The sequence below is a fragment of the Pseudomonas sp. DCB_AW genome (assembly GCF_026240895.1).
In the GTDB taxonomy this organism is placed as follows: domain Bacteria; phylum Pseudomonadota; class Gammaproteobacteria; order Pseudomonadales; family Pseudomonadaceae; genus Aquipseudomonas; species Aquipseudomonas kermanshahensis.
Genome location: NZ_JAPFCE010000011.1, coordinates 22071 through 47364, shown reverse-complemented (window position 1 = coordinate 47364; position 25294 = coordinate 22071). Strand labels below are relative to the sequence as shown.

Annotated in this window: 18 protein-coding genes; 9 read left to right on the top strand and 9 right to left on the bottom strand. The window is 62.5% G+C overall.

Annotated features, from left to right (window positions below; all coding sequences use genetic code 11):
- Positions 1-7 precede the first annotated feature (7 nt).
- Positions 8-952 carry an alpha/beta hydrolase gene (locus OO306_RS09545; protein WP_265968487.1) on the bottom strand — a complete coding sequence of 315 codons (945 nt, stop codon included), beginning with the start codon at positions 950-952 and terminating at the stop codon, positions 8-10.
- A 230-nt stretch (positions 953-1182) separates the two neighbouring features.
- Here OO306_RS09545 and fadD2 point away from each other — a divergent pair, with 230 nt between their 5' ends.
- Complete coding sequence (fadD2, locus tag OO306_RS09540; RefSeq protein WP_085272463.1) at positions 1183-2871, top strand: long-chain-fatty-acid--CoA ligase FadD2; 1689 nt, start codon at positions 1183-1185, stop codon at positions 2869-2871.
- Positions 2872-3135: 264 nt separating this feature from the next.
- Entirely contained in the window at positions 3136-4833 is a 1698-nt protein-coding gene (gene fadD1 / locus OO306_RS09535) for a long-chain-fatty-acid--CoA ligase FadD1 (protein ID WP_027593151.1), read from the top strand.
- 101 nt (positions 4834-4934) lie between these two features.
- Here fadD1 and OO306_RS09530 read toward each other — a convergent pair whose 3' ends face one another.
- Together OO306_RS09530 and OO306_RS09525 are read right to left on the bottom strand one after the other, a co-directional pair.
- Positions 4935-6242, bottom strand: a complete 1308-nt coding sequence (locus OO306_RS09530) for an FAD-binding oxidoreductase (protein ID WP_265968486.1) — start codon at positions 6240-6242, stop codon at positions 4935-4937.
- A 25-nt stretch (positions 6243-6267) separates the two neighbouring features.
- Entirely contained in the window at positions 6268-7632 is a 1365-nt protein-coding gene (locus tag OO306_RS09525) for a glutamine synthetase family protein (RefSeq protein ID WP_265968485.1), read from the bottom strand.
- A 554-nt stretch (positions 7633-8186) separates the two neighbouring features.
- On the opposite strand from OO306_RS09525, the gene hrpA reads away from it, so the two are divergent.
- Together hrpA and OO306_RS09515 are read left to right on the top strand one after the other, a co-directional pair.
- Entirely contained in the window at positions 8187-12092 is a 3906-nt protein-coding gene (gene hrpA / locus OO306_RS09520) for an ATP-dependent RNA helicase HrpA (protein ID WP_265968484.1), read from the top strand.
- Between the two features lie 174 nt (positions 12093-12266).
- A complete protein-coding gene (locus OO306_RS09515; protein WP_099430154.1) occupies positions 12267-13388 on the top strand; it encodes a beta-ketoacyl-ACP synthase III in 1122 nt (373 codons plus the stop codon).
- Positions 13389-13584: 196 nt separating this feature from the next.
- Here the strand turns inward: OO306_RS09515 and OO306_RS09510 are convergent, their stop codons facing one another.
- The gene (locus OO306_RS09510; RefSeq protein ID WP_027593146.1) at positions 13585-14829 is read right to left on the bottom strand and encodes a putative porin; all 1245 of its coding nucleotides are present in this window, start codon (positions 14827-14829) and stop codon (positions 13585-13587) included.
- Positions 14830-15092: 263 nt separating this feature from the next.
- Here OO306_RS09510 and OO306_RS09505 point away from each other — a divergent pair, with 263 nt between their 5' ends.
- Positions 15093-16220 (top strand): GNAT family N-acetyltransferase, encoded by a 1128-nt coding sequence (locus OO306_RS09505; protein WP_265968482.1) that lies wholly within the window; start codon positions 15093-15095, stop codon positions 16218-16220.
- A gap of 276 nt (positions 16221-16496) precedes the next feature.
- Here OO306_RS09505 and OO306_RS09500 read toward each other — a convergent pair whose 3' ends face one another.
- The 4 genes from OO306_RS09500 to OO306_RS09485 form a co-directional block, all read right to left on the bottom strand.
- On the bottom strand, positions 16497-18329 hold the full coding sequence (locus tag OO306_RS09500; protein WP_027593144.1) for an ABC transporter ATP-binding protein: 1833 nt from the start codon (positions 18327-18329) through the stop codon (positions 16497-16499).
- 62 nt (positions 18330-18391) lie between these two features.
- A complete protein-coding gene (locus OO306_RS09495; RefSeq protein ID WP_265968480.1) occupies positions 18392-18949 on the bottom strand; it encodes a peptidylprolyl isomerase in 558 nt (185 codons plus the stop codon).
- Positions 18943-19755 (bottom strand): alpha/beta fold hydrolase, encoded by an 813-nt coding sequence (locus OO306_RS09490; protein ID WP_027593142.1) that lies wholly within the window; start codon positions 19753-19755, stop codon positions 18943-18945. The genes OO306_RS09495 and OO306_RS09490 overlap by 7 nt, the downstream gene beginning before the upstream one ends.
- A gap of 13 nt (positions 19756-19768) precedes the next feature.
- Positions 19769-20692 carry a LysR family transcriptional regulator gene (locus OO306_RS09485; RefSeq protein WP_027593141.1) on the bottom strand — a complete coding sequence of 308 codons (924 nt, stop codon included), beginning with the start codon at positions 20690-20692 and terminating at the stop codon, positions 19769-19771.
- 48 nt (positions 20693-20740) lie between these two features.
- On the opposite strand from OO306_RS09485, the gene OO306_RS09480 reads away from it, so the two are divergent.
- The 4 genes from OO306_RS09480 (at position 20741) to OO306_RS09465 (ending at position 23861) form a co-directional block, all read left to right on the top strand.
- The gene (locus OO306_RS09480) at positions 20741-21058 is read left to right on the top strand and encodes a 3-phosphoglycerate kinase (RefSeq protein WP_085272465.1); all 318 of its coding nucleotides are present in this window, start codon (positions 20741-20743) and stop codon (positions 21056-21058) included.
- 107 nt (positions 21059-21165) lie between these two features.
- On the top strand, positions 21166-21765 hold the full coding sequence (locus OO306_RS09475; RefSeq protein WP_265968477.1) for an FMN-dependent NADH-azoreductase: 600 nt from the start codon (positions 21166-21168) through the stop codon (positions 21763-21765).
- Between the two features lie 283 nt (positions 21766-22048).
- A complete protein-coding gene (locus OO306_RS09470; RefSeq protein WP_085272467.1) occupies positions 22049-22924 on the top strand; it encodes a carboxylate/amino acid/amine transporter in 876 nt (291 codons plus the stop codon).
- Position 22925: 1 nt separating this feature from the next.
- Entirely contained in the window at positions 22926-23861 is a 936-nt protein-coding gene (locus OO306_RS09465) for an AEC family transporter (protein ID WP_265968476.1), read from the top strand.
- Positions 23862-23975: 114 nt separating this feature from the next.
- On the opposite strand, the gene OO306_RS09460 is transcribed toward OO306_RS09465, so the two are convergent.
- Entirely contained in the window at positions 23976-25262 is a 1287-nt protein-coding gene (locus tag OO306_RS09460; protein WP_265968474.1) for a mechanosensitive ion channel family protein, read from the bottom strand.
- Between the last annotated feature and the right edge of the window lie 32 nt (positions 25263-25294).

Below are 25294 nucleotides of genomic sequence, written 5' to 3'. Positions count from 1 at the left end.
GCGGCTATCATTCACTGCGCGCAGGGCGGCCAAGGGCCAGCGCCTGTTCGAGCCAGCCGAGAATATCGGCGGTGACCTCGTCACGGTTGGTTTCGTTGAGCACTTCGTGCCGTGCCTCTGGGTAGATGCGCAGCTGTACATGCTGGTTGCCGGTCGCGCGTAACGCGTCGGCCAGATGGGTGAGACGCTTGCCGGTACTGACCGGATCACATTCACCGCCAATCACCAGCAGGGGCAGGTTCGGATCGATCTGCGCGAGGTTACTTGCCTGGCTGATCTGCGCCAAGCCTTGCAGCAGGTCGAGCCACAACTGGTTGCTGCAGCGAAAGCCACACAGGGGGTCTTTCACGTACAGGTCCACCTCGCCAGGGTCGCGGCTCAGCCAGTCGAAGGCGGTGCGGTTGGGCTTGAAGGCTTTGTTGAACGAGCCGAACGACAGCCACTCGATCAGCGCGCTCTTGCCCAGCGGCCCTTGGCGCCAGGCCTCGACCCGGGCAATCAGCCGCGCCACGCGGTACAGCGCCGCGGGCTGGAAGTTCGAGCCGCTGAGGATCGCCCCGTGCAGGCTGGCGCTGTGGTGCAGCAGGTACGCCTGGGCAATGTAGCTGCCCATGCTGTGGCCGAACAGGAACAGCGGCGTGCAGGGGTATTGCTGGCCGATGTGCTGGGCGAGCAAGCCGAGGTCATTGACCACGGCATTCCAGCCATGATGGCGGGCGAACAGGCCGAGGCTGCCCAGTTCGGCGGTGCGCCCGTGGCCGCGCAGGTCGGGGGCGAACAGGGCGAAGCCGGCCTCGCTCAGCGCATGGCCCAGGCGCTGGTAGCGCCCGGCGTGCTCGGCCATGCCATGGGCCAGCAGCACCACGGCCTTGACCGGCGTGGCCGGCAGCCATTGGTGTACGTACAGGCTGCAATGCTCGCTGGCGGGCAGCCAGAAGGCGTCGTGGGGCATGGCCGGTCCTTTGCGCGGGGGGTACGAGCACAGTGTATGCGCAACCGGCTGGATTGCAGGAAGGGCACAAATAAGATTCACAATGTTAATGGCGGAGCTTGGCGTATATGCCGCCTTGGGCTTACCTGCTAACGTCGGTTAAACGCCTGTTTGCCATTGGCGATCAGGTCAAAGGACTAAACGACCCGCTACACCCCCCGCAGCAGGTCCAGGCAGAGGAACAATAATAAATGCAAGCCGACTTCTGGAATGACAAGCGCCCGGCGGGCGTGCCTTCCACCATCGACATCCATGCCTACACCTCCGTCGTCGAGGTGTTCGAGCGCTCTTGCAAGCGCTTCGCCGACCGCCCGGCGTTCAGCAACCTGGGCGTGACCCTGACCTACGCCGAGCTGGAGCGCCATTCGGCAGCCTTCGCCGCCTGGCTGCAGCAACACACCGACCTGGTACCGGGCGACCGCATCGCCGTGCAGATGCCCAACGTCCTGCAGTACCCGATCGCGGTCTTCGGCGCGTTGCGTGCCGGGCTGATCGTGGTCAACACCAACCCGCTCTACACCGAGCGTGAAATGCGCCACCAGTTCAAGGACTCCGGCGCCCGCGCGCTGGTTTACCTGAACATGTTCGGCAAGCGCGTGCAGGAGGTGCTGCCCGATACCGGTATCGAGTATTTGATCGAGGCGAAGATGGGCGACCTGCTGCCCGCCGCCAAGGGCTGGCTGATCAACACCGTGGTCGACAAACTGAAGAAGATGGTGCCGGCCTATCAATTGCCCCAGGCGGTGTCATTCAAGCAGGTGCTGCGCGAGGGCCGCTCGCTCAGCCACAAGCCGGTGCCGCTTAGCCTGGACGATATCGCCGTGCTGCAATACACCGGCGGCACCACCGGCCTGGCCAAAGGCGCGATGCTCACCCATGCCAACCTGGTGGCCAACATGCTCCAAGTGCTGGCGTGTTTCTCGCAGCATGGGCCAGACGGGCAGAAGATGATCAAAGAAGGCCAGGAGGTGATGATCGCGCCGCTGCCGCTTTATCACATCTATGCCTTTACCGCGAACTGCATGTGCATGATGGTCACCGGCAACCACAATGTGTTGATCACCAACCCGCGGGACATTGCCGGCTTCATCAAGGAGTTGGGCAAGTGGCGTTTTTCCGGCCTGCTGGGGCTCAACACGCTGTTCGTCGCGCTGATGGACCACCCCGGCTTCCGGCAACTGGATTTTTCTGCGCTGAAGGTCACCAACTCCGGTGGCACCGCGCTGGTCAAGGCCACCGCCGAGCGCTGGGAGAGCCTCACGGGCTGCCGCATCGTCGAAGGTTATGGCCTGACCGAAACCTCGCCGGTCGCCAGTACCAACCCTTATGGCCAGTTGGCGCGGCTGGGCACGGTGGGTATCCCGGTGGCAGGTACGGCGTTCAAGGTAATCGACGACGACGGCAACGAGCTGCCGGTGGGTGAGCGGGGTGAACTGTGCATCAAGGGGCCGCAGGTGATGAAGGGCTATTGGCAGCAACCCGAGGCCACTGCGCAGACCCTGGACGCACAAGGCTGGCTGAAGACGGGTGATATCGCGGTGATCGACCCGGATGGCTTTACCCGCATCGTCGACCGCAAGAAGGACATGATCATCGTCTCGGGTTTCAACGTGTACCCCAACGAAATCGAGGACGTGATCATGGGCCATCCGCAGGTGGCCAACTGCGCGGCCATCGGTGTGCCGGACGAGCGTTCTGGCGAGGCGGTGAAACTGTTCGTGGTGCCGCGCGAGGGCGGCTTGAGCGTCGATGAGCTGAAGGCGTACTGCAAAGCCAATTTCACCGGCTACAAAGTGCCCAAGCACATCGTGCTGCGCGAGTCGTTGCCGATGACACCAGTGGGCAAGATCTTGCGGCGCGAGTTACGTGACATCGCTTGATAGCGGTGCAGGATACCTCTGGAACGGGCCTTTTGGCCCGTTTTGCGACATTTTGGATAAATACTCTAAAAATGACTTGTATCGTTCATTGAGTCATTTTTGTGACCGTGAGGCCTGTTTTGGCCTCTAGGCGACCCCTGGCAAAGCTGTTACTCTCGGGCCGCTTTCAGATGATCCGGTTTGCAATGAGCCGCCATCACATATCAATAATAAGCGCATCGACGCGTGAATCGAACTTCGCTGTTGCTGAAGGAGTGGGCTTCCATGATCGAACATTTTTGGAAGGATAAATACCCAGCCGGGATTACGGCGGAAATCAATCCTGACGAATTCCCCAATATCCAGGCGGTACTCAAGCAATCCTGCCAACGCTTTGCCGACAAACCGGCCTTTAGCAACCTGGGCAAGACTATCACCTATGGCGAACTGTATGCGCTGTCGGGGGCGTTTGCCGCCTGGCTGCAGCAACACACCGACCTGAAACCGGGTGATCGCATTGCCGTGCAACTGCCAAACGTCCTGCAATACCCGGTAGCGGTATTCGGCGCCATGCGTGCAGGGCTGATCGTGGTCAATACCAACCCGCTGTATACCACGCGGGAGATGGAGCACCAGTTCAACGATTCCGGTGCCAAGGCGCTGGTGTGCCTGGCCAACATGGCCCACCTGGCCGAAAAAGTAGTGCCCAAGACCCAGGTCAAGCATGTCATCGTCACCGAAGTGGCCGACCTGCTGCCGCCGCTCAAGCGCCTGCTGATCAACAGTGTGATCAAGTACGTCAAGAAGATGGTGCCGGCCTATGACCTGCCGCGTGCTGTGCGCTTCAACGACACCCTGGCGCTGGGCAAGGGCCAGCCGGTCACCGAGGCCAACCCGCAACCCAATGATGTCGCCGTGCTGCAATACACCGGCGGTACCACGGGCGTGGCCAAGGGCGCGATGCTGACCCACCGCAACCTGGTGGCCAACATGCTGCAATGCCGGGCGCTGATGGGCTCGAACCTGCATGAAGGCTGCGAAATCCTGATCACACCGCTGCCGCTTTACCATATCTATGCCTTTACCTTCCATTGCATGGCGATGATGCTGATCGGCAACCACAACGTGCTGATCAGCAACCCGCGTGATTTGCCGGCGATGGTCAAAGAGCTGAGCAAGTGGAAATTCAGCGGCTTCGTTGGCCTCAACACCTTGTTCGTCGCCCTGTGCAACAACGAGGGGTTCCGCGCGCTGGACTTCTCTGCGCTGAAAATCACCTTGTCTGGCGGCATGGCCCTGCAATTGAGCGTGGCCGAGCGCTGGAAGGCCGTTACCGGTTGCGCCATCTGCGAAGGTTACGGCATGACCGAAACCAGCCCGGTGGCCGCCGTCAACCCGTCCGAGGCCAACCAGGTTGGCACCATCGGTATTCCGGTGCCTTCGACGCTGTGCAAGATCATCGACGACAGTGGCAATGAACTGCCGCTGGGCGAGGTGGGTGAGCTGTGCATCAAGGGCCCGCAAGTGATGAAGGGCTACTGGCAGCGCGAGGACGCCACTGCCGAGATCCTCGACAGCGCGGGTTGGCTCAAGACCGGCGACATCGCGTTGATCCAGCCGGACGGCTACATGCGCATCGTCGACCGCAAGAAGGACATGATCCTGGTCTCCGGTTTCAACGTGTACCCCAATGAGCTGGAAGACGTGCTGGCCGGCTTGCCAGGTGTGCTGCAGTGTGCGGCCATCGGTGTGCCGGACGAAAAGTCGGGCGAAGTGATCAAGATGTTCATCGTGGTCAAGCCGGGCATGACCGTGACCAAGGAGCAGGTGATGGAGCACATGCGTGCCAACGTCACCGGCTACAAGGTGCCGCGCTACATCGAGTTCCGCGATACGTTGCCGACCACCAACGTGGGCAAGATCCTGCGCCGTGAGTTGCGCGATGAAGAGCTGAAGAAGCAAGGGCTCAAGAAGATCGCTTGAGCCTGTATTCTGGGCTGGCTTTGCTGGCCCTTCGCGGGCAAGCCCGCTCCTGCAGGTATTTCACTGTAGGAGCGGGCTTGCCCGCGAAAGGGCCGGCGAAATCAGCGCAATTTCTCGAGCATCTGGTAGTACCACATCCCTGCCGCCAACAGCGGATTCCCCAGCAAGTCCCCCATCGGCACCCGCACGTGCTTGCACTGCGCAAAGGTGTCGAACTTCGCCAGTGTCCCGGTCAGCGCTTCGGCCATGATCTCGCCCATGATGTGGCTGGTGGCAATGCCATGCCCGGAGTAACCCTGGCAGTACCAGACATTGTCCGAGAGCTTGCCCAGTTGCGGGATGCGGTTGACCACGATGCCCATGGCGCAACTCCACTGGAACTCGATCGGCACCCCTTTGAGCGCCGGGAAGGTGCGTTCGATGCAGGGCCGCAGTTCACCTTCGATGTCGCGTGAATCACGCCCGGAGTAGTTGGCGCCGCCGCCAAACAGCAAGCGCTTGTCGGCGGTCAGGCGGTAATAGTCGAGGACAAAGCGGCAGTCATACACCGCCAGGTCCTGCGGGTTGATCTGCTCGGCCAGTTCACCCAGCGGCGCAGTGGTAACGATGCCGCCCATGGCCGGGAAAATCTTGCCCTTGAGCTTGCGTTGCTCCAGCTTGTGGTAGACATCGCCGGCCAGCATCACCTGGCGGGCTTCGATGCGCCCCTCGGCGGTCACCACTGCCGGGCGCGGGCCGTGGACGATGTCCAGCACCTCTGAATGTTCGAAGATCAACGCGCCCAGGCTGTGGGCGGCGCGGGCCTCGCCCAGGCACAGGTTGAGCGGGTGCAGGTGCAGGTTGCGGCGGTTTTTCAAGGCGCCCAGGTACAGCGGGCTCTGCAGGTGCTGGGCCATGGCGCTGCGGTCGAGCATCTCGACCTGATCGCCCATGCCGCGACGCTCCGCCTCGGCCGCGAAACCGCGCAGTTCGTTCAAGTGCGACGGCTTCATCGCGGCATGCAGGTGGCCGCGCTTGAGGTCGCAGTCGATGCCGTAGCGTGCCACCCGTTGCTCGATGACCTGGTGCCCGCGCCAGCGCAGGTGCCAGATGAAATCATCCACCTCGCTGCCCAGGCGATCGCGCATTTGCGTGCGCATGGCTTCGTCGCCCGACAAGCTGCCGGTCACCTGGCCGCCATTGCGCCCACTGGCGCCCCAGCCGATGCGGTTGGTTTCGACAATGGCCACCTTCAGGCCGCGCTCGGCCAATTCCACGGCGGTGGCCACGCCGGTGAACCCACCCCCGATGATGGCCACGTCGACGTGCACGGTGCCCTTGAGGGTCGGGTATTGCGTGTGGTCATTGAGGGTGGCGCTGTAATAGGACGGCGCGCGTTGGGCCGGTCCCTTGTTCAATGCTGCGTTCATGGGTGTTCCTTGTTATGAATGGGGCTCAGGCCTGGTGCAGGTACCAGCGCCAGTCCTGTTCGCTGACTTCGGCCATGAACTGGCGGTACTCGGCGCGCTTGACCTTCAGGTACACCCCAAGAAATTCATCGCCCAGTGCCTCCCGGGCCCAGCCCGAATGCTGCAGGGCATCCAGGGCGGTCAGCCAGTCGGTGGGCAAGTGCTCGGTGGCCTGGGCGTAGCCGTTGCCTTCAACGGGGGCGCCGGGGTCCAGCTGTTCACGGATGCCGCGGTGGCTGGCGGCGAGGATGGCCGCTGCGGCCAGGTACGGGTTGGCATCGGCACCGCAGATGCGGTGCTCCACGTGTCGGCTGTTGGCTGGGCCGCCCGGTACGCGCAGACTGACCGTGCGGTTGTCGACGCCCCAGGTGGGCGCCAGTGGCGCGTAGCTGTTGGCCTGGAAGCGGCGGAACGAGTTGGCATTGGGGCAAAACAGCAGCAGCGAATCGCGCAGGTGGCGCAGCATGCCGGCCACCGCTTGGCGCAGCAACGGTGTGCCGGCCTTGTCCTCGCTGGCGAACAGGTTGTTGCCTGCGCTGTCGGCCAGGCTCAGGTGCATGTGCATGCCGGTGCCGGCCAGTTGTGCAAAGGGTTTGGCCATGAAACAAGCCTGCATGCCATGCGCATGGGCCACGCCTTTGACCAGGCGCTTGTAGCGCACGGCCTGGTCCATGGCCAGCAGCGCATCGCCGTGCTCAAGGGTGATTTCCACCTGACCAGGTGCGTACTCGGAGATCGCCGTGCGGGCGGGGATACCCTGGGCTTTGCACGCGGCGTAAAGGTCGGCGAGGAAGGGCTCGATCTGTTCCAGTTCACGCAGGCCATACACCTGCGTACTGCGCGGGCGCCCACCGTCGTTGTCCAGGGCCGGCTGCGGGCGGCCCTGGGCATCGCGTTTTTGGTCGAGCAGGTAGAACTCCAGCTCACACGCCATCACCGGGTGGTAGCCATCGGCCTTGAGCGCTTCGACAGTGCGCAGCAACACATGGCGTGGGTCGGCAATGCTCGCCGGCAGGCCTTCGCTGGGGTGCATGCTGACCTGCACTGCGGCGGTGGGTACGCGCCGCCAGGGCAGGCGCACCAAGCTGCCTTCCAGCGGGTAGGCGCGGCAGTCGATGTCGCCAACGTCCCAGACCAGGCCAGAGTTTTCGACGTCATCGCCATTGAGGGTCAGGCCCAGGATGGTGCTGGGCAGCGGGCGGCCGGTCTGGTAGACCGCCAGCAGTTCCTCGCGGTGCAGCAGCTTGCCGCGGGGGACGCCGTTGGCGTCGAGGATGAACAGCTCGAACAGCTCGATATCGGGGTTGTCGGCCAGGAATTGGCTGGCGTGCTCTACGGGTGCAAAGTGCATGATGAATTCGCTCACGGGCGCACAGGGCCACCGCGCATGCTGGCGGCCCAGTTGAGTCAAACGGCCAGGCGGTGGCCGGGTTGGGTCACAATGGCGTGAGCGAAGTGTCCGGTGGGCGCGCGTGACGGCAGTGCCACAAAGCCCAGAAGGCGAGGATGATGTGGACCAGCGGATTTTCCCCAGCACGGCTCCTGGCCTTCGGCAGCGAAGGGCGGGACGACGGTGGGGCGATAGGCTGGGCGGGAGTCATGCCTTTGATACTCACATGCGGCGTAAGGTTGATTAAAGCAGTGAATGGCAACCTTTACATCAGCCTTCACTAAACATAGCGCGCCTGCCTGATCGTTGTAGGAGCAGCCTTGTGCTGCGAAGAGGCCGGTGATAGCAACCGACATCACCTTTGTTGTCACCGGCCTCTTCGCAGCACAAGGCTGCTCCTACACACAAAGGTGCGGCCAGCGCGGACAGCAAAGAACCCTCAAATCTGCGACAATTGCGCCTCTTCAAATGCCGATCATGAAAAAGCAGGCTCACCTGCATCACTAAAAAGCCCCATGACAGACCAAGCCATCGACCAGCTCCTGAAAAACCTCGACCACGCCATGATCGCCGACCGCCACCGTCTGCGTCGGCAACTGCACGAGCTGCGCAAACGCCCGGACGAAGCGAAGCTCGCCCAGTGGGTGGAAAAGGTCCAGGCCTCCTGCGCGCAGGTCACCGCACGCCAGCAAAGCGTGCCAACCGTGCGCTACGACGACAGCCTGCCGATTGCTGCCAAGCGTGACGAGATCAAAAAGGCGCTGGCCGAGCATCAGGTGCTGGTGATTGCCGGTGAGACCGGCTCGGGCAAGACCACTCAGTTGCCGAAAATCTGCCTCGAGTTGGGGCGCGGTAGCCATGGCCTGATCGCCCACACCCAGCCACGCCGTATCGCCGCGCGCAGCGTCGCTACCCGTGTCGCCGAAGAACTCGGCACGCCGCTGGGCGGGCTCGTCGGCTACCAGGTGCGTTTCGAAGACCAGAGTGATGCCAATACCCTGGTCAAACTGATGACCGACGGCATCCTGCTGGCCGAAACCCAGCACGACCGCTTCCTCGAACGCTACGACACGATCATCGTCGACGAAGCTCACGAACGCAGCCTCAACATCGACTTCCTGCTCGGCTACCTCAAGACCCTGCTGCACCGCCGCCCGGAACTGAAGCTGATCATCACCTCGGCGACCATCGACCTTGAGCGCTTCTCCCAGCACTTCGATGGCGCACCGATCATCGAGGTGTCGGGGCGCACCTTCCCGGTCGAAACCTGGTACCGCCCGCTGACCAGCGAGCAGGACGAGGAAGGCAACCAGATCGAGGAAGACCTCACCGTCGACCAGGCGATCCTCGCCACCCTGGACGAACTGGCGCAACATGAGCGCAGCGAGGGCAAGGGCCCTGGGGATGTGCTGATTTTCTTGCCGGGCGAGCGGGAAATCCGCGACGCCGCCGAGATCTTGCGCAAGGCGCAACTGCGCCATACCGAGATTCTGCCGCTGTATGCGCGCCTGTCGCCCGCCGAGCAGCAGCGCATTTTCCAGTCGCACACCGGGCGCCGCGTGATCCTGGCCACCAACGTCGCCGAGACTTCGCTGACCGTGCCGGGCATTCGTTATGTGATCGACACCGGCACCGCCCGCATCAGCCGCTACAGTTACCGCGCCAAGGTTCAGCGCCTGCCGATCGAGGCGGTGTCGCAGGCCAGCGCCAACCAGCGTAAGGGCCGCTGCGGCCGGGTCGAACCGGGCATCTGCGTACGCTTGTACAGCGAAGAGGATTTCAACGGCCGGCCGGCGTTCACCGACCCAGAGATCCTGCGCACCAACCTCGCGGCGGTGATCCTGCAGATGCTGCACCTGCGCCTGGGGGCGATCGACGCGTTCCCGTTCATCGAGCCGCCGGATGGCAAGGCCATCAGCGACGGTTTCAACCTGTTGCAGGAGCTTTCGGCGGTCAACCGCGAGAACCAGTTGACCCCGCTTGGGCGACAGCTGGCGCGCTTGCCGATCGACCCACGGCTGGGCCGCATGCTGCTTGAAGGCGCCCGCCAGGGCAGCCTGCAGGAAGTGTTGATCGTGACCAGTGCCCTGTCGGTGCAAGACCCGCGCGAGCGGCCGCCGGAGCGCCAGCAGGCGGCCGACCAGGCGCATGCTCAGTGGAAGGATGTCGATTCCGACTTCGCCGCACTGGTCAACCTGTGGCGTGGTTTCGAAGAACAGCGCCAGGCGTTGACGGCCAACCCGTTGCGTAACTGGTGCCGAAAGAATTTCCTCAATTACCTGCGCCTGCGCGAATGGCGCGATGCCCACCGCCAGCTGGCGCTGATTTGCCGTGACCTGCAATTGACGGTCAACAAGGAACCGTCCGATTACCAGCGTATGCACAAGGCCATCCTCAGCGGCCTGCTCAGCCAGATCGGCCAGAAGACGGAAGAGGGCGATTACCAAGGTGCCCGTCAGCGGCGCTTCTGGGTCCACCCGTCCTCGGGCTTGGGCCGCAAGCGCCCGCAGTGGGTCATGGCTGCCGAACTGGTAGAGACCACCAAACTGTATGCGCGGGTGGTCGCCAAGATCGAGCCCGACTGGATCGAGCCGCTGGCCACCCACCTGGTCAAGAAGAACCACTTCGAACCGCACTGGGAGAAAAAGCGCGGGCAAGTGGTGGCCTTTGAACAGATCACCTTGTATGGGCTGATTCTGGTGGGGCGCCGGCCGGTGCACTTCGGCCCGATCGACCCGGTGACCTCCCGTGAGCTGTTCATCCGCGAGGGGCTGGTGGGCGGCGAGATCCAGTCGCGGGCCAAGTGCCTGGCGGCCAACAAACGCTTGCTTGAACAGCTCGACGAACTGGAGGCCAAGGCCCGTCGGCGCGATATTCTCGCCGATGAAGAGACCCTCTACGCGTTCTACGAAGCGCGCCTGCCCGAGGAAATCCACCAGACCGCGACCTTCGATGCCTGGTACCGCATGACCAGCCAGAAGGACGCCAACCTGCTGATCATGCGCGAAGAAGACGTGCTGGCGCGTGAAGCCAGTGAGGTCACCGCGGCGCAGTACCCGGACAGCCTGCAGGTAGGGGACTTGCGCCTGTCGTTGACCTACCACTTCGAACCGGGCCACCCCCGCGACGGTGTGACCGTGCGCGTACCGGCGCCGCTGTTGCCAAGCTTGCCGGGCGAGCGCCTGGAATGGCTGGTGCCGGGCCTGATCGAAGCCAAGTGCGTGGCGCTGGTGCGCAACCTGCCCAAGGCCCTGCGCAAGAATTTCGTGCCGGTACCGGACTTCGTCAAGGCCGCGCTGGCGCGCATGACCTTCGGCCAGGGCGCGTTGCCCCAGGCCTTGGGCCAGGAGCTGCTGCGCATGACCGGTGCGCGTGTGTCCGACGAGGCCTGGGCAGAATCGGTCAACTTGGTCGAAGGCCACCTGCGGATGAACATCGAAGTGGTCGATGGCCAGGGCAAGTTCCTCGGCGAAGGCCGCGACCTGGCCGAGCTGACCGCACGCTTTGTCGCCGCCAGCCAGGCCGCACTGGCCGTGCCACGCAGCGAAAACGCCGAACGCCCGGTGCAGGCCAAGGCCTTCAGTGAAGTGGCGCAGAGCACCCAGCAGAAGATCGCCGGCCTGTCGATGACCGTCTACCCGGCGCTGGTGGACGAAAACGGCACCGTGCGCGAAGGGCGTTTTTCGACCCAGGCCGAAGCCGAGTTTCAGCACCGTCGCGCCTTGCAGCGCCTGTTGCTGCAGCAGTTGGCGGAGCCTGCCAAGTTTTTGCGTGGCAAGCTGCCCGGGCTGACCGAACTGGGCTTGCTGTACCGCGAGCTGGGCCGTGTCGAGGCACTGGTCGAAGACATTCTGCTGGCCAGCCTGGACAGCTGCATCCTCGAGGGTGAACACCCGCTGCCGCGCGACGGTGCCGCCTTGGCCGGCTTGGCCGAGCGCAAACGTGGCAGTTGGGCCGAGCACGCTGAACGCCTGGCGCGCCAGACCTTGGAAGTGCTCAAGTTGTGGCACGGGCTGCAGAAACGCTTCAAAGGCAAGATCGACCTGAGCCAGGCGGTGGCGCTGAACGACATCAAGCAACAGCTGGCCAACCTGGTGTACCCGGGCTTCGTTCGCGAAACCCCGGGCGCCTGGTTCAAGGAGTTGCCGCGTTACCTCAAGGCCGTGGAGTTACGCTTGGAGAAGCTCGGCTCGCAGGTGCAGAAGGACCGCGTCTGGAGTGGCGAGCTGGCAAACCTCTGGGCCCAGTACAAGACCCGCGCCGACAAGCACGCCCAGGAGGGCAAGCGTGATGAGCAACTGACGCTGTACCGTTGGTTGCTGGAGGAATACCGGGTGTCGTTGTTCGCTCAGCAGTTGGGTACCAAAGTGCCGATTTCTGACAAGCGTCTCAGCAAACAGTGGGCTCAGGTGGAAGCCTAAACCGCAGAAGATGTGGCAATATTGATGCAATTTGGGGCCGCCTAGCGGCCTCTGTGGGAGCGGGTTTACCCGCGAACGAGGGCAACGCCCTCGCCTTCGAGTTGGCACTAAAGTGCTATTACGCATTTTCCAGCCAGCGCCCCGTGGCGATGGCCTTTGACCAGAGGAACGACCGTGCATAACGTCGTGATCAGCGGCACCGGCCTGTATACCCCGGCCCAGAGCATTTCCAACGAAGAACTGGTGGAGTCCTTCAACACGTGGGCGCAGCAGTTCAACCACGACAACGCCGCCGCCATCGAGCGCGGCGAGGTCGAGGCAGCGCCGCTGTCCGACGCCGCTTTCATCGAGAAGGCCTCGGGCATCAAGAGCCGCTTCGTGCTGGACAAGGCCGGCATCCTCGACCCGCAACGCATGAAGCCACGCCTGCCAGAGCGCTCCAATGACGAGCCGTCGATTCTGTGTGAAATGGCGGTGGCCGCTGCTCGCCAAGCACTTGAACGCGCGGGCCGTACCGCCGCCGACGTCGATGGGGTGATCGTCGCGTGCTCCAACCTGCAGCGCCCATACCCGGCCATTGCCATCGAAGTGCAAAATGCATTGGGCATCGAGGGCTTTGCCTTCGACATGAACGTGGCCTGCTCGTCAGCCACCTTCGGCATCCAGACCGCCGCCAACAGCGTGCAGCTGGGCCAGGCGCGTTCGGTACTGATGGTCAACCCCGAGGTCTGCACCGGCCACCTGAACTTCCGCGACCGCGACAGCCACTTCATCTTCGGTGATGCCGCCACCGCCGTGCTGATCGAGCGTGCCGACCAGGCCACCTCGAAGCACCAGTTCGAGATTGTCAGCAGCAAGTTGTGGACCGGGTTTTCCAACAACATCCGTAATAACTTCGGCTTCCTCAACCGCGCGGCGGAGGAGGGGGAAGGTGCTGCGGACAAGTTGTTCATCCAGGAAGGCCGCAAGGTGTTCCGTGAAGTGTGCCCGAAGGTGGCTGAGCTGATCGGTGAGCACCTTGAAGCCAATGACCTGCAGCCGAGCGACGTCAAGCGCTTCTGGTTGCACCAGGCCAACCTGAGCATGAACCACTTGATCGTCAAGAAGCTGTTGGGGCGTGAAGCCACCGAGGAAGAGGCACCGGTGATTCTGGACCGTTATGCCAACACCAGTTCGGCGGGGTCGGTGATTGCATTCCACCTGTACCAGGATGACCTGGCCGAGGGTGCGGTGGGCGTGCTGAGCTCGTTTGGCGCGGGGTATTCGGTGGGGAGCGTGATTTTGCGCAAACGCTGATTGCCGGGGCCGCTTTGCGGCCCTTTCGCAGCACAAGGCTGCTCCTACAGGGGAACGCGAACCGCACCGGTAGGAGCAGCCTTGCGCTGCGAATGGGCTGCAAAGCAGCCCCCTACAATGTCACACACAAAAAAAGGCAGGAAATACCGGATGGGGTCGGCATTTCCCGCCTTGAGTGAAGCAGTGAAGCGGTTGCTTAGAACTTGGCTTCCAGGTCTACCTGCAGCGTGTCTACGTCAGCATTGCTGTTCGGCAGCTGCGACAGATCGGTCTTGGCCATCAGGTACGCCGCGCCCAGCGAGAAGTTCTTGTCGATCTCGTAACCGACCTTGAACTTGTGGCCGCGAGAGCCGGTGAAGCCGTTGCCGAAGTCGGAGTCGGTGAACAGGCTGACCACGGCGTTACGTTGAACATCGCGGTAGTTGTAGTCCAGGCTCCAAGCGCCGACCTTGGTTTTCAGACCGGCCAGCCAGGCCTGGTCTTCACCGTCGGTGCTCTCGGTGTTTTTCACGTATTGGCCGTAGGCCGACAGCGGGATGGCGAAGCCAGTGAAGTCGAGCTGACCGAAGCCTTCCACCAGGTTGAACTCATTGGTGGTGTTGCCGAACGACTGCAGAATGGCCGCTTCCTTGTCGTTGTCGTAGCCATAGATGCTCGCACCCACAGTGACTTTCAGCACGTCGGCAGGGGCGAACTTGGCGCCCAGCTGGCCGTGGTAGACCTGCGCATCGTGCTTGTACTGCACGCCGTCGCCATCGACGTTGTCCTTGAGGGTGTACTGACCGGCACTGGCGAACACTTCGGCGCCGCCCAGGTCAGCCTTGTAGGTCGCGGCCACGCCTTCCGGGTTGATGTCGCTGTCCCAGATGATATCGCCCATGCTCACCCACGGCTGTGGCATCTTGCCGCCGATCAGGTGCAGGTTTGGCACTGCGGTCGGGTGCCAGTCGAGGTAGGCCAGGTCGACCCACAGCGATTTCTTGTCGAAATAGTTGTCGAAGCTCTGGTTGGTCGAGCGGCGGTCGGCGCTGCTACCGGTGGCGATACGCACGCCAGCATCGACTTGCGGGTTGATTTCGCTGTAGAAGCCGACACGGGCACGGACGCGCTGGCGGTCCTGGTTGCCGCTGCTGCTGTTCGGGTCGTCAACGTTGACGTCTTCGTAACGCAGGCGCACATCACCCTTGATCTGGGTCTTGGCGGCCCATGCCACTTTTTGTTCAAAGGAACTCATACGCTCGGACTGCGCTTTCTGGTCGGCCTTTTCCTTGGTCTCTTTTGCCAGATCGCCTTGCAGTTCGTTGTACTGCGCCTGGTTGATCGAGCCATTGGCGCGGAGCATTTCGAGCAGCTTGGCGTCGACAGCAGCACTGGCCGGAGTACTCAGAGCCAGCATCATGCCGGTGAGGCTCACTCCGGTAAGTGTGGAAACAAGACGCATAAGGTTCTCCCTACTAGAAAAAAATGGGGGAGGCTCAGCGCCCGCCCCTGTGTTGGCATGTCTTCGGAAAGGGCCTGAATAGACAGGTTCTGGGGTTCCGGAAAACAGGCGCAAGTATTGCGGGGGGGAATGACAGATTAATGTCTAATTAGTGGCACTGTTGTTAAGTAATCGGCAATGAACGGATTGGCCAGGTGATCGTCATTTGAGTGATGGGCCATTCTTCCGGGATACTGAGGGCCTTAAGACAGCGAGTCGAAACCGTGACCAGCCTGTACAGCCTTGCTCATCTGCGTGATCTTCCGGCGGCCACCTGGGATGCCCTGGTGCCTGCGGGCCAACCGTTTCTGCGCCACGCCTTTCTCAGCGCCCTGGAGGACAGTGGCAGCGTTGCACGCTCCACCGGCTGGGCTGCCGAGCACCTGGTGCTGGAGCGTGAAGGGCAGGTACGCGCCGTGCTGCCGGCCTACCGCAAGTGGCATTCGTTTGGCGAATACGTGTTCGACCACGGCTGGGCCGATGCCTGTGAGCGGGCAGGCATTGCCTACTACCCCAAGCTGCTGGGCGCCGTGCCGTTCAGCCCGGTCAGTGGCCCGCGCCTGCTGGCCGCCGACCCCGCCGATGGCCTGCTGGTGCTGCAAGCATTGCCCGAGTACCTGGGCAAGGGCGGGCTATCTGGCGCGCACATCAACTTCACCGACCCGGCACTGGACCAGCAGATGGCCGGCTTGCCAGGCTGGATGGAGCGGCTGGGTTGCCAGTTCCACTGGCGCAACCGAGGCTATCGGGACTTCCAGGACTTTCTCGACACGCTCAGCTCGCGCAAGCGCAAACAGATGCGCAAAGAGCGCGAGCAAGTGGCCGGGCAGGGCATCGACTTTCAGTGGTACCGGGGTGATGAACTGGATGAGGCGCAGTGGGACTTCGTCTACCTGTGCTACGCCAACACCTATGCAGTGCGCCGGCGCGCGCCGTACCTGACCCGTGAGTTCTTCAGCCTGCTGGCCGAGCGCATGCCCGAGGCGCTGCGGGTGGTGATGGCCAGGCAAGGCGGGCGTGACGTGGCCATGGCCCTGAGCCTGGTGGGCGGTGACAGCCTGTATGGCCGTTACTGGGGGTGCCTGGATGAATTCGACCGGCTGCACTTTGAAACGTGCTTCTACCAGGGCATGGACTTTTCCATTGCTGAAGGCCTGCAGCGGTTCGATGCAGGGGCTCAGGGTGAGCACAAGTTGATCCGAGGGTTCGAGCCGGTGCTGACGCGGTCGTGGCATTACCTGCTGCATCCCGGGTTGCGGCGGGCGGTGGAAGGGTTTTTGTTGCAGGAGCGGGAAGGGGTGCAGGGGTATGCCGAAGAGGCGCGGGGGATGTTGCCTTACCGCAGGGATTGAATTTTATGTCGCTTTCCCCGGCCTCTTCGCGGGGCAAGCCCGCTCCCACAGGTGCATCACTGATTTTAAGGGCAGTGATCTAGCTGTGCATTCCACAGGTGCATCACTGGTTTTAAGGGCAGTGATCAAGCTGTGCATCCCACAGATGCATCACTGGTTTTAAGGGCAGTGATCTAGCTGTGCATCCCACAGGTGCATCACTGGTTTTAAGGGCAGTGATGAACCTGTGGGAGCGGGCTTGCCCCGCGAAGAGGCCGGGGCAGGCAACCGCACATCTCAATCCACCCCAACAAACCCGCCGGTTTGGTGATGCCACAACCGCGCATACAACCCTTGCTGCGCCAGCAACTCACTGTGGCTGCCACTCTCGACGATATGCCCTTTGTCCAGCACCACCAGCCGGTCCATCCGGGCAATGGTCGAAAGCCGGTGGGCGATGGCGATCACGGTCTTGCCCTGCATCAGTGTCTCAAGGCTCTCCTGGATCGCGGCTTCAACCTCAGAGTCCAGCGCTGAAGTGGCCTCGTCCATGATCAGGATCGGTGCGTTCTTCAACAACACCCTGGCAATCGCGATACGTTGACGCTGGCCGCCAGACAACTTGACCCCACGCTCACCCACATGCGCATCGAAGCCGGTACGCCCCTGTGCGTCGGTCAACTGCGGAATGAACTCGTCGGCGCGGGCGCGGCGTACGGCTTCAAGCAGTGCCGCTTCGCTGGCCTCTGGGCGGCCGTACAGCAGGTTGTCACGGATCGAGCGGTGCAACAGCGAGGTGTCCTGGGTGATCATGCCAATCTGCGCACGCAGGCTGGCCTGGCTCACTTCGGCAATGTCCTGGCCATCGATGAGGATGCGCCCACCCTGCACGTCATACAGCCGCAGCAGCAGGTTCACCAGGGTCGATTTGCCCGCGCCAGAAGGGCCGATCAGGCCAATCTTCTCGCCCGGGCGGATGTTCAGATTGAGCCCTTCGATCACGTTGCTGGCTTTGCCGTAGTGGAAGTCCACATCGTCGAAATGCACCGCACCACGGCTCACCTTCAATGCCGGCGCATTGGGCTTGTCAGTGACGGTGACCGGCTGGGCGATGGTCTGCAGGCCGTCCTGGACCATGCCGATGTTCTCGAAGATGCCGTTGACCACCCACATGATCCAGCCCGACATGTTGACGATGCGGATCACCAACCCGGTGGTCAGGGCAATTGCCCCCACGGTGATCAGCGACTGGCTCCACAGCCACAGTGCCAGGCCGGTGGTGCCGACCACCAGCAAGCCGTTGAGGGTGGTGATGACCACGTCCATGCTGGTGATCACCCGAGAGGCCAGTTGCGTTTTTTCGGTCTGCTCGCGGATCGCCTCACGGGCGTACTGCTGTTCGTAGTCGGTATGGGCGAACAGCTTGAGGGTGGCGATGTTGGTGTAGCCGTCGACGATGCGCCCCATCAGTTTGGAGCGTGCGTCGGACGAAATCACCGAACGCGCCTTAACCCGCGGCACGAAGTAGAACAGCGCGGCGATGTAACAGGCGATCCACGCCAACAGTGGCAGCATCAGGCGCCAGTCGGCCTCGGCGAACAGGACCAGCGAGCTGACGGCATAGATCAGCACGTGCCACAGGGCATCCACTGCCTGTACCGCCGAATCGCGCAGCGAGTTGCCGGTTTGCATGATGCGCTGGGCAATACGCCCGGCGAAGTCGCTTTGAAAGAAGTTCAGGCTCTGCTTGAGCACATAGGAGTGGTTTTGCCAGCGAATCAGGCTGGTCATGCCCGGGTTGATGGTCTGGTGCACCAGCAGGTCGTGCAGGCCGAAGAACAGCGGGCGCAGCAGCAGGATCACCACCAGCATCCAGATCAGCTCACCGCTGTGTTCGCTGAAGAAGTTGGCATTGGGCGTGCCTTGGGCCAGGTCGATGATACGGCTCAGGTAGCTGAACATCGCCACTTCGATCAACGAAGCGACCAGGCCGACCACCAGCAGGGCGGCGAAGCTTGGCCAGACCTGGCGCAGGTAATACAGGTAGAACGGCCACACCGTGCTCGGCGGTGCTTCGCTCGGTGCCTCGCGAAAAATGTCGATGAGTCGTTCGAAACGGCGGTACAGCATGGGTGACAACACTCCTGTTGGTCCGGCCTTCAGGCGGGTTCACGTCCCTGTGAAACCTGCATTCAGTCGATACGTTTGGCGGACTTGATATAGACCGGATCGGCCGGCACGTCGCGCATGCCCTTTTTCACAGTGGTCGGTGAGTTGACGATCTGGTCGACCACTTCCATGCCTTTGGTCACCTTGCCGAACACGGCATAACCACGGTCACGGCCTGGGTTGAGGAAGTCGTTGTCAGCCACGTTGATGAAGAACTGGCTGGTGGCCGAATTCGGGTCCGAGGTGCGGGCCATGGACAGTGTGCCACGGGTGTTCAGCAAGCCATTGCTGGCTTCGTTGCGGATCGGATCTTTGGTGCCCTTCTGCACCATCTGATCGGTGAAGCCGCCGCCCTGGACCATGAAGCCCGGGATCACGCGGTGGAAGATGGTGTTGTTGTAGAAGCCGCTCTCGACGTACTGGAGGAAGTTCTTGGTACTGATCGGCGCCTTCTCGGCATTCAACTCGATTTCGACCTGACCGAAGCTGGTGTCCAGCAACACGTGAGGGGTCTTGTCGGACGCCATGACGCTGGTGGCGAAGGCGACCGAGCAGGCGGTGAGCAGGAGTTTTTTCAGCATGGGCTCAAAGATCCTTGAGAGGTGGAAGCAGCTGCAAGAAACTGCAGCAGGGTCTGGTTGAAGACCTCGGGTTGATCGAGGGGCGTAGCGTGCCGGGAATCGTCGATGACTACCAGCCTGGCCTGCGGCATCAGGGCTACGTAGCGCTCTTTGAGATGTATCGGCGTGTAATCGTGGTCGGCGGCAATCACCAGCGTGGGACAGCGAATTTGCCCAATGCGTTCCTGCACGCCCCAGTCGACGATGGCGTCGAAGCTCTTGAGGTAGGCACGTTTGTCGTTGCGTGCCCAGCGCTGCGCCATCTTCTGGCGCAGGTCAGCTTGGCCGGGCTTGGGGAACAGGCGCTGGGCCAGGCCTTTACCCACGGTCTCGACGCTGAGCAGGCGTGCCAGGCCCCAACGCTTGGCCCACCAGGCCCAGTCGCTGCGGGTGCGGCGCTTCACCTCCGGGGCGCTGTTGACAATGCACAGGCTGCGCAGCCAGCGCGGGTGATCGACGGCAAACTGGAAGCCGACCATCCCACCCATCGACAGGCCCACGAAGTGCACCGGGCCGGTCTGCAGGTGCTCGAGCAGGGCCAGCAGGTCTTCGCTGAAGGTGGCGATCTGGTAGCCGTCGCGAGGTTTGTCGGAGCGGCCGTGGCCGCGAATGTCCATGACGATGACCCGGTAGTGGCGGCTCAACAGCGGTATCTGCAGCTCCCAGTCCTGGCAGCTGGAGCCCAGGCCATGCAGCAGCACCAACGGTTCGCCCTGGCCGTATTCCTCGTAATGCAGTAAGCATCCTTCGTGTTCGAAATAGGCCATGGGCGCGGTCCTCTCAGGCTTGTGGGGGGGCTGCGAAGGGCACGTCCAGAGGCGCGGTGTCGAAGTTGCGCAGCAGGTCGATGAGAATCTGCGTAGCCGGGCCCAGGGTCTTCTCTTTGCTCGAATAAAGGTAGAACAGTGGGTGACGGCTGCCACCCTGATCCAGCGGCAACGGCTTGAGCACGCCTTCACGCAGTTCGCGCTCGATCATGTGCCGCGGTAGCCAGGCAAAGCCCAGGCCGCTGCTGACGAAGGTGGTGGCGGTGCCCAAGCTGCCGACGGTCCAGCGCTGTTCTGCGCCCAGCCAGCCGACATCCAGCGGTTGTGCGCGGCCAGAGTCGCGGATCACCACCTGCAGCTGGCTTTCCAGGTCCTGGAAGGTAATTTCTCGGCCCAGGCGGTGCAGGCTGTGTTCGGGGTGGGCAACGGCGATGAACTCTACCGCGCTCAGTTCGGCGCCCAGGTAGCCGCCGATGCTGTAGCTGCTGATGGCCAGGTCGGCGATGCCTTCGCGTAGCACTTCTTCGACGCCCGACAACACCTCTTCACGCAGGCGTACCCGGCAACCGCGGCTTTGCGGCATGAACGCACTCAGCGCACGGACCAGCCGGGCGCTGGGGTAGGCGGCGTCGACCACCACGCGCACCTCGGCTTCCCAGCCTTGCTCCATGTGATGGGCAAGGTCTTCGAGCTGGCTGGCCTGTTTGACCAAGTGGCGTGAACGGCGCAGCAGCACGTTGCCAGCTTCGGTGAGCACCGCCTTGCGCCCATCGATGCGCAGCAGCGGAACACCGAGCTGCTCTTGCATGCGGGCCACGGTGTAGCTGACCGACGACTGCGAACGGTGCAGCGCCTCGGCGGCCTGGGCAAACCCCCCGTGATCGACCACTGCTTGCAGTGTTCGCCACTGATCAAGGGTTACGCGCGGCGCTTTCATGTTTCGCTCCTGTTGTCCTAAGCTGCGCTCTTCCAAGGAGAGCGCCCCATGAAGAAATGTTGTGCGGCAATACTGATGTGCCTGCCCCTCGGTGCCATGGCTTACCCCATCGATGTGGAGAAGCAACTGAAGGACGGGGTCAAGCTCGACTACACGGCCTACGATACCGCCTACGACATTGGCGCCATCACCCTCAACAACTATGGGCAGGTGCCTGCAGCTTGCAAGGTGATGTTCCGCAACGGCCCGGAAGCGCCGCGGGTGCGCCGGGTGAACGTGCCGGCAGGTAAAAGCGTCGACGTCACCGCCAAGTTCAATCGCCAGATCATCAAATTGCGGATCAGCGTGAACTGTACAGCGGAATAAACTGATTAATCGATTGATTGAACCCACTTTTTACGCTTTTTTATCGATAGGTCAAGCCTTAATCTCACCTCCATCGAATCGCACCCTTTTTGCCGATGGAGGCACCCATGTCCCGCGTACTGATCATCGAAAGCAGCGCCCGCCAGCAGGATTCCGTTTCCCGTCAACTGACCCGCGACTTCATCCAGCAATGGCAGGCCGCCCACCCGAGCGATGAGATCACCGTACGTGACCTGGCTGTGACCTCGGTGCCGCACCTGGATGCCAACCTGCTCGGTGGCTGGATGAAGCCCGAAGCGCAGCGCAGTGCCGCTGAACTCGAAGCGCTGGCCCGCTCCAATGAGCTGACGGATGAACTGCTGGCGGCCGACGTGCTGGTGATGGCTGCGCCGATGTACAACTTCACCATCCCCAGCACCCTCAAGGCCTGGCTGGACCACGTGCTGCGCGCCGGCATCACCTTCAAGTACACCCCGACCGGCCCGCAGGGCCTGCTGACTGGCAAGCGCGCCATCGTCCTGACCGCCCGCGGTGGCATTCATGCCGGCGCCACCAGCGACCACCAGGAACCCTACCTGCGCCAGGTGATGGCGTTCATCGGCATTCACGATGTGAATTTCATCCATGCCGAAGGCCTGAACATGAGCGGCGACTTCCACGAGAAGGGCATCAACCAGGCCAAGGCCAAGCTGGCTGCGGTGGCCTGAGCGTCAACGAATTCCCAACCCTGACACCTGTTTTTGCTCCTTTGGGTGTACCTGCCCGGCCTAATGGCCGGGTTTTTTTTGCCTGGGATTTCTCGGTTGCTTGTGCCGGCCCTTTCGCGGGCAAGCCCGCTCCTACAGGGAATTCACTGTTCTCAAGGCCCGTGGTGTACCTGTGGGAGCGGGCTTGCCCGCGAAAGGGCCGGCACAGCCCCCACACTTCTCATGGTTGAACTCACGCGGCGCAACCCGCTAAGGTCGCCGCCTTGATCCACGAGAGGCAACCATGGGCTACCTGATTATCGTCGCGCTGATTCAGGCGTTTTCCTTCAGCCTGATCGGCGAGTACCTGGCTGGGCACGTCGACAGCTACTTTGCCGTGCTCGCGCGGGTGCTGCTGGCGGGCCTGGTGTTCTTGCCGCTGACCCGCTGGCGCCAGGTCGAGCCGCGCTTCATGCGTTCGATGCTGCTGATCGGTGCGCTGCAATATGGCATTACCTATGTCTGCCTGTACCTGAGCTTTCGCGTGCTCACCGTGCCAGAAGTACTGCTGTTCACCATCCTCACGCCGTTGCACGTGACCCTGATCGAAGATGCCTTGAACCGGCGTTTCAACCCATGGGCGTTGCTGGCCGCGCTGGTGGCCGTGGCGGGGGCTGCAGTGATTCGTTTCGACAGCATCAGTGGTGAGTTCTTCATCGGCTTCCTGCTGCTGCAACTGGCCAACTTCACCTATGCCGCCGGCCAGGTGCTGTACCGTCACCTGATCGCCCGAAACCCCAGCGACCTGCCGCACTACAAGCGCTTCGGCTACTTCTACCTCGGGGCCTTGATCGTCGTGCTGCCGGCGTTTTTGCTGTTCGGCAATGCCCAGCACCTGCCAAGCACCGATGTGCAATGGCTGGTGCTGTTGTTCCTCGGGTTGTGCCCGACCGCGCTGGGCCTGTACTGGTGGAACAAGGGTGCATGCCTGGTTTCCGGGGCGACGCTGGCCGTGATGAACAACCTGCATGTGCCGGTGGGTCTGTTGCTCAACCTGTTGATCTGGAACCAGCACGAGCCACTGGGGCGGTTGCTTATTGGCGGCGCGGTGATTCTGGCGTCGGTGTGGATGAGCCGGTTGGGTAGCCGCACTGACGCCGCGCTGATCCGCAAGGCCTGATATGCATACCCTCTTTGTCATCGTCGCGCCGATCTTTGCCCTCATCCTGGTCGGCTACCTGTGCCGTCGCGCCAACAAGCTCGGCGACAAGGCCGCAGCCGAGATCAACAAGATGGTGGTCTGGCTCTGCTTGCCGGCCTTGCTGTTCAAGGTGACCGCCACTGCGACCTGGAGCGAGATCTGGCACCCAGGCTTCATCGTGGCGTTTGGCACGGGCGCCCTGGCCATGTTCGTGATCACGCTGGCGTGGCGGCTGTACAGCGGCCATAGCCTGGTCGCGGCGAGCATCGACGGGCTCAGTGCGGGGTATGCCAACACCGGCTACATCGGCATCCCCCTGTGCCTGTTGCTGTTCGGCCAGGCGGGCTTGCAGCCGGCGCTGATCTCGTCGTTGATCGTGGTGTGCCTGGTGTTCGCCATTTCGCTGACCTTTATTGAGGTCGGGCTGCAGGAAGAGCGGCAGGTCGGCCGGGCGGTGCTGGTGGTGAGCAAGGCGCTGGCGAAGAACCCGCTGGTGATTTCGCCGGTGGTGGGGGCGGGGTGGGCCATGAGCGGGTTGGGGCTGGCCGAGCCGGTGATGCATTTTCTCGACATGCTGGCGTTGGCCACCACGCCGTGCGCCTTGATATCGCTGGGCGCATTCCTGGCAGAAAAGCGCGCGGGTGCGCAAGCCAGCCCGTGGCCGTTGGTGGGATTGAAACTGATTGGGCAGCCGGCCCTGACCTGGGTGCTGGCGTACAAGGTGTTCAGCCTGCCGAGCATGTGGGCGGCTTCGGCGGTGCTGCTGGCGGCGCTGCCGACCGGGACCGGGCCGTACATGCTGGCGGAGTACTACAACCGCGAGGCGGGGTTGATTTCGCGGACGATCCTGTTGTCGACCGTGGCTTCGTTGGTGACCCTGACCGGGTTGTTGTACCTGCTGGGGTATGCGGGGTGATTCGGGGGCGCTTTGCGCCCCATTCGCAGCACAAGGCTGCTCCTACAGGGAGCGCGTACCTCCTGTAGGAGCAGCCTTGTGCTGCGAATGGGCTGCAAAGCAGCCCCGGCGATCTCAAGCCTCGCTCATCTCTTCCAACCGGTGCGACACTCGCCCGCTCAACCCCACCCGCATGTCATTGCCACTCGGCTGCTGATACAAGCTCAAGCCAAACTCCGGCAACACCGCCAGCAGATAATCGAAGATATCCCCCTGAATCCGCTCGTACTCCGCCCACACCGTGGTGGTGGTGAAGCAGTAGATTTCCAGCGGCACACCCTCGGCGCCGGTCTGCATCTGCCGGACCATGCAGGTCATGCCCTGATGCACATTGGGGTGGTTCTTCAGGTAAGCCAGCGCAAACGCGCGGAAGGTGCCGATATTGGTCAGCTTGCGGCGGTTGGCGGACAGCTCGGCCACCGGCCCCAGCGCTTCGTTCCAGGTTTGCAGCTCCTGGCGCTTGCCTGCCAGGTAGTCGCCCAGCAGGCGCACCTGGGTCAGGCGCTGTTCCTCTTCGCGGGTCAGAAAACGCACACCTGCCGCGTCGATGAACAGGCTGCGCTTGATGCGCCGGCCGCCTGACTGCTGCATGCCGCGGTAGTTGCGGAACGATTCGCTCATCAAGCGCCAGGTCGGGATCGAGACGATGGTCTTGTCGAAGTTCTGCACCTTCACCGTGTGCAAGGTGATGTCCACCACATCGCCATCGGCACCGACCTGGGGCATTTCGATCCAGTCACCCACATGCAGCATGTCGTTACTGGTCAATTGCACGCTGGCCACGAACGACAGCAGGGTGTCCTTGTAGACCAACAGCAGCACCGCCGACATGGCACCCAGGCCCGACAGCAGCAGCAACGGCGAGCGGTCGATAAGCGTGGCGACGATGACGATGGAGGCGAAGATCCACAGCATCATCTTGGCCAGTTGCACATAGCCCTTGATCGAGCGGGTGCGGGCATGTTCGGTGCGCGCGTAGATGTCGAGCAAGGCATCCAGCAGGCACGACAGGGCCATGGTCATGAACAGCAGGGTAAAGGCCAGGGCAACGTTGCCGAGGAAGTGCTGCGCCGTGTCGGACAGCTCCGGCACCAACTTCAGGCCAAACTGCAGCACCAGCGACGGTGTGGTCTGGGCCAGCCGGTGCAACACTTTGTTGTGGCGCAGGTCATCCAGCCATTTCAGCGCCTGTTGGCGCGCCAGCAGGCGGGTGCCGTGCAGCATCAGGAAGCGCGAAAGGCGGCCGACGACCAGAGAAATCAGCAGCAGAACGGCCAGGCCGATGGCGGCGTGGAGCATGGGATGTTGATCGAGGGTGCCCCAGAGGTCGAGGGAGTCACGCCAGATTCGTTGGATATCCATGGGGTTTTGAACAGTCTGTATTGCCAAACGAA

Excerpts from the sequence above, each read along its gene's own strand:
- OO306_RS09545 (WP_265968487.1), bottom strand. The coding sequence starts at position 952 with ATGCCCCACGACGCCTTCTGGCTGCCCGCCAGCGAGCATTGCAGCCTG.
- fadD2 (WP_085272463.1), top strand. The coding sequence starts at position 1,183 with ATGCAAGCCGACTTCTGGAATGACAAGCGCCCGGCGGGCGTGCCTTCC.
- fadD1 (WP_027593151.1), top strand. The coding sequence starts at position 3,136 with ATGATCGAACATTTTTGGAAGGATAAATACCCAGCCGGGATTACGGCG.
- OO306_RS09530 (WP_265968486.1), bottom strand. The coding sequence starts at position 6,242 with ATGAACGCAGCATTGAACAAGGGACCGGCCCAACGCGCGCCGTCCTAT.
- OO306_RS09525 (WP_265968485.1), bottom strand. The coding sequence starts at position 7,632 with ATGCACTTTGCACCCGTAGAGCACGCCAGCCAATTCCTGGCCGACAAC.
- hrpA (WP_265968484.1), top strand. The coding sequence starts at position 8,187 with ATGACAGACCAAGCCATCGACCAGCTCCTGAAAAACCTCGACCACGCC.
- OO306_RS09510 (WP_027593146.1), bottom strand. The coding sequence starts at position 14,829 with ATGCGTCTTGTTTCCACACTTACCGGAGTGAGCCTCACCGGCATGATG.
- OO306_RS09500 (WP_027593144.1), bottom strand. The coding sequence starts at position 18,329 with ATGCTGTACCGCCGTTTCGAACGACTCATCGACATTTTTCGCGAGGCA.
- OO306_RS09495 (WP_265968480.1), bottom strand. The coding sequence starts at position 18,949 with ATGCTGAAAAAACTCCTGCTCACCGCCTGCTCGGTCGCCTTCGCCACC.
- OO306_RS09490 (WP_027593142.1), bottom strand. The coding sequence starts at position 19,755 with ATGGCCTATTTCGAACACGAAGGATGCTTACTGCATTACGAGGAATAC.
- OO306_RS09485 (WP_027593141.1), bottom strand. The coding sequence starts at position 20,692 with ATGAAAGCGCCGCGCGTAACCCTTGATCAGTGGCGAACACTGCAAGCA.
- OO306_RS09480 (WP_085272465.1), top strand. The coding sequence starts at position 20,741 with ATGAAGAAATGTTGTGCGGCAATACTGATGTGCCTGCCCCTCGGTGCC.
- OO306_RS09475 (WP_265968477.1), top strand. The coding sequence starts at position 21,166 with ATGTCCCGCGTACTGATCATCGAAAGCAGCGCCCGCCAGCAGGATTCC.
- OO306_RS09470 (WP_085272467.1), top strand. The coding sequence starts at position 22,049 with ATGGGCTACCTGATTATCGTCGCGCTGATTCAGGCGTTTTCCTTCAGC.
- OO306_RS09465 (WP_265968476.1), top strand. The coding sequence starts at position 22,926 with ATGCATACCCTCTTTGTCATCGTCGCGCCGATCTTTGCCCTCATCCTG.
- OO306_RS09460 (WP_265968474.1), bottom strand. The coding sequence starts at position 25,262 with ATGGATATCCAACGAATCTGGCGTGACTCCCTCGACCTCTGGGGCACC.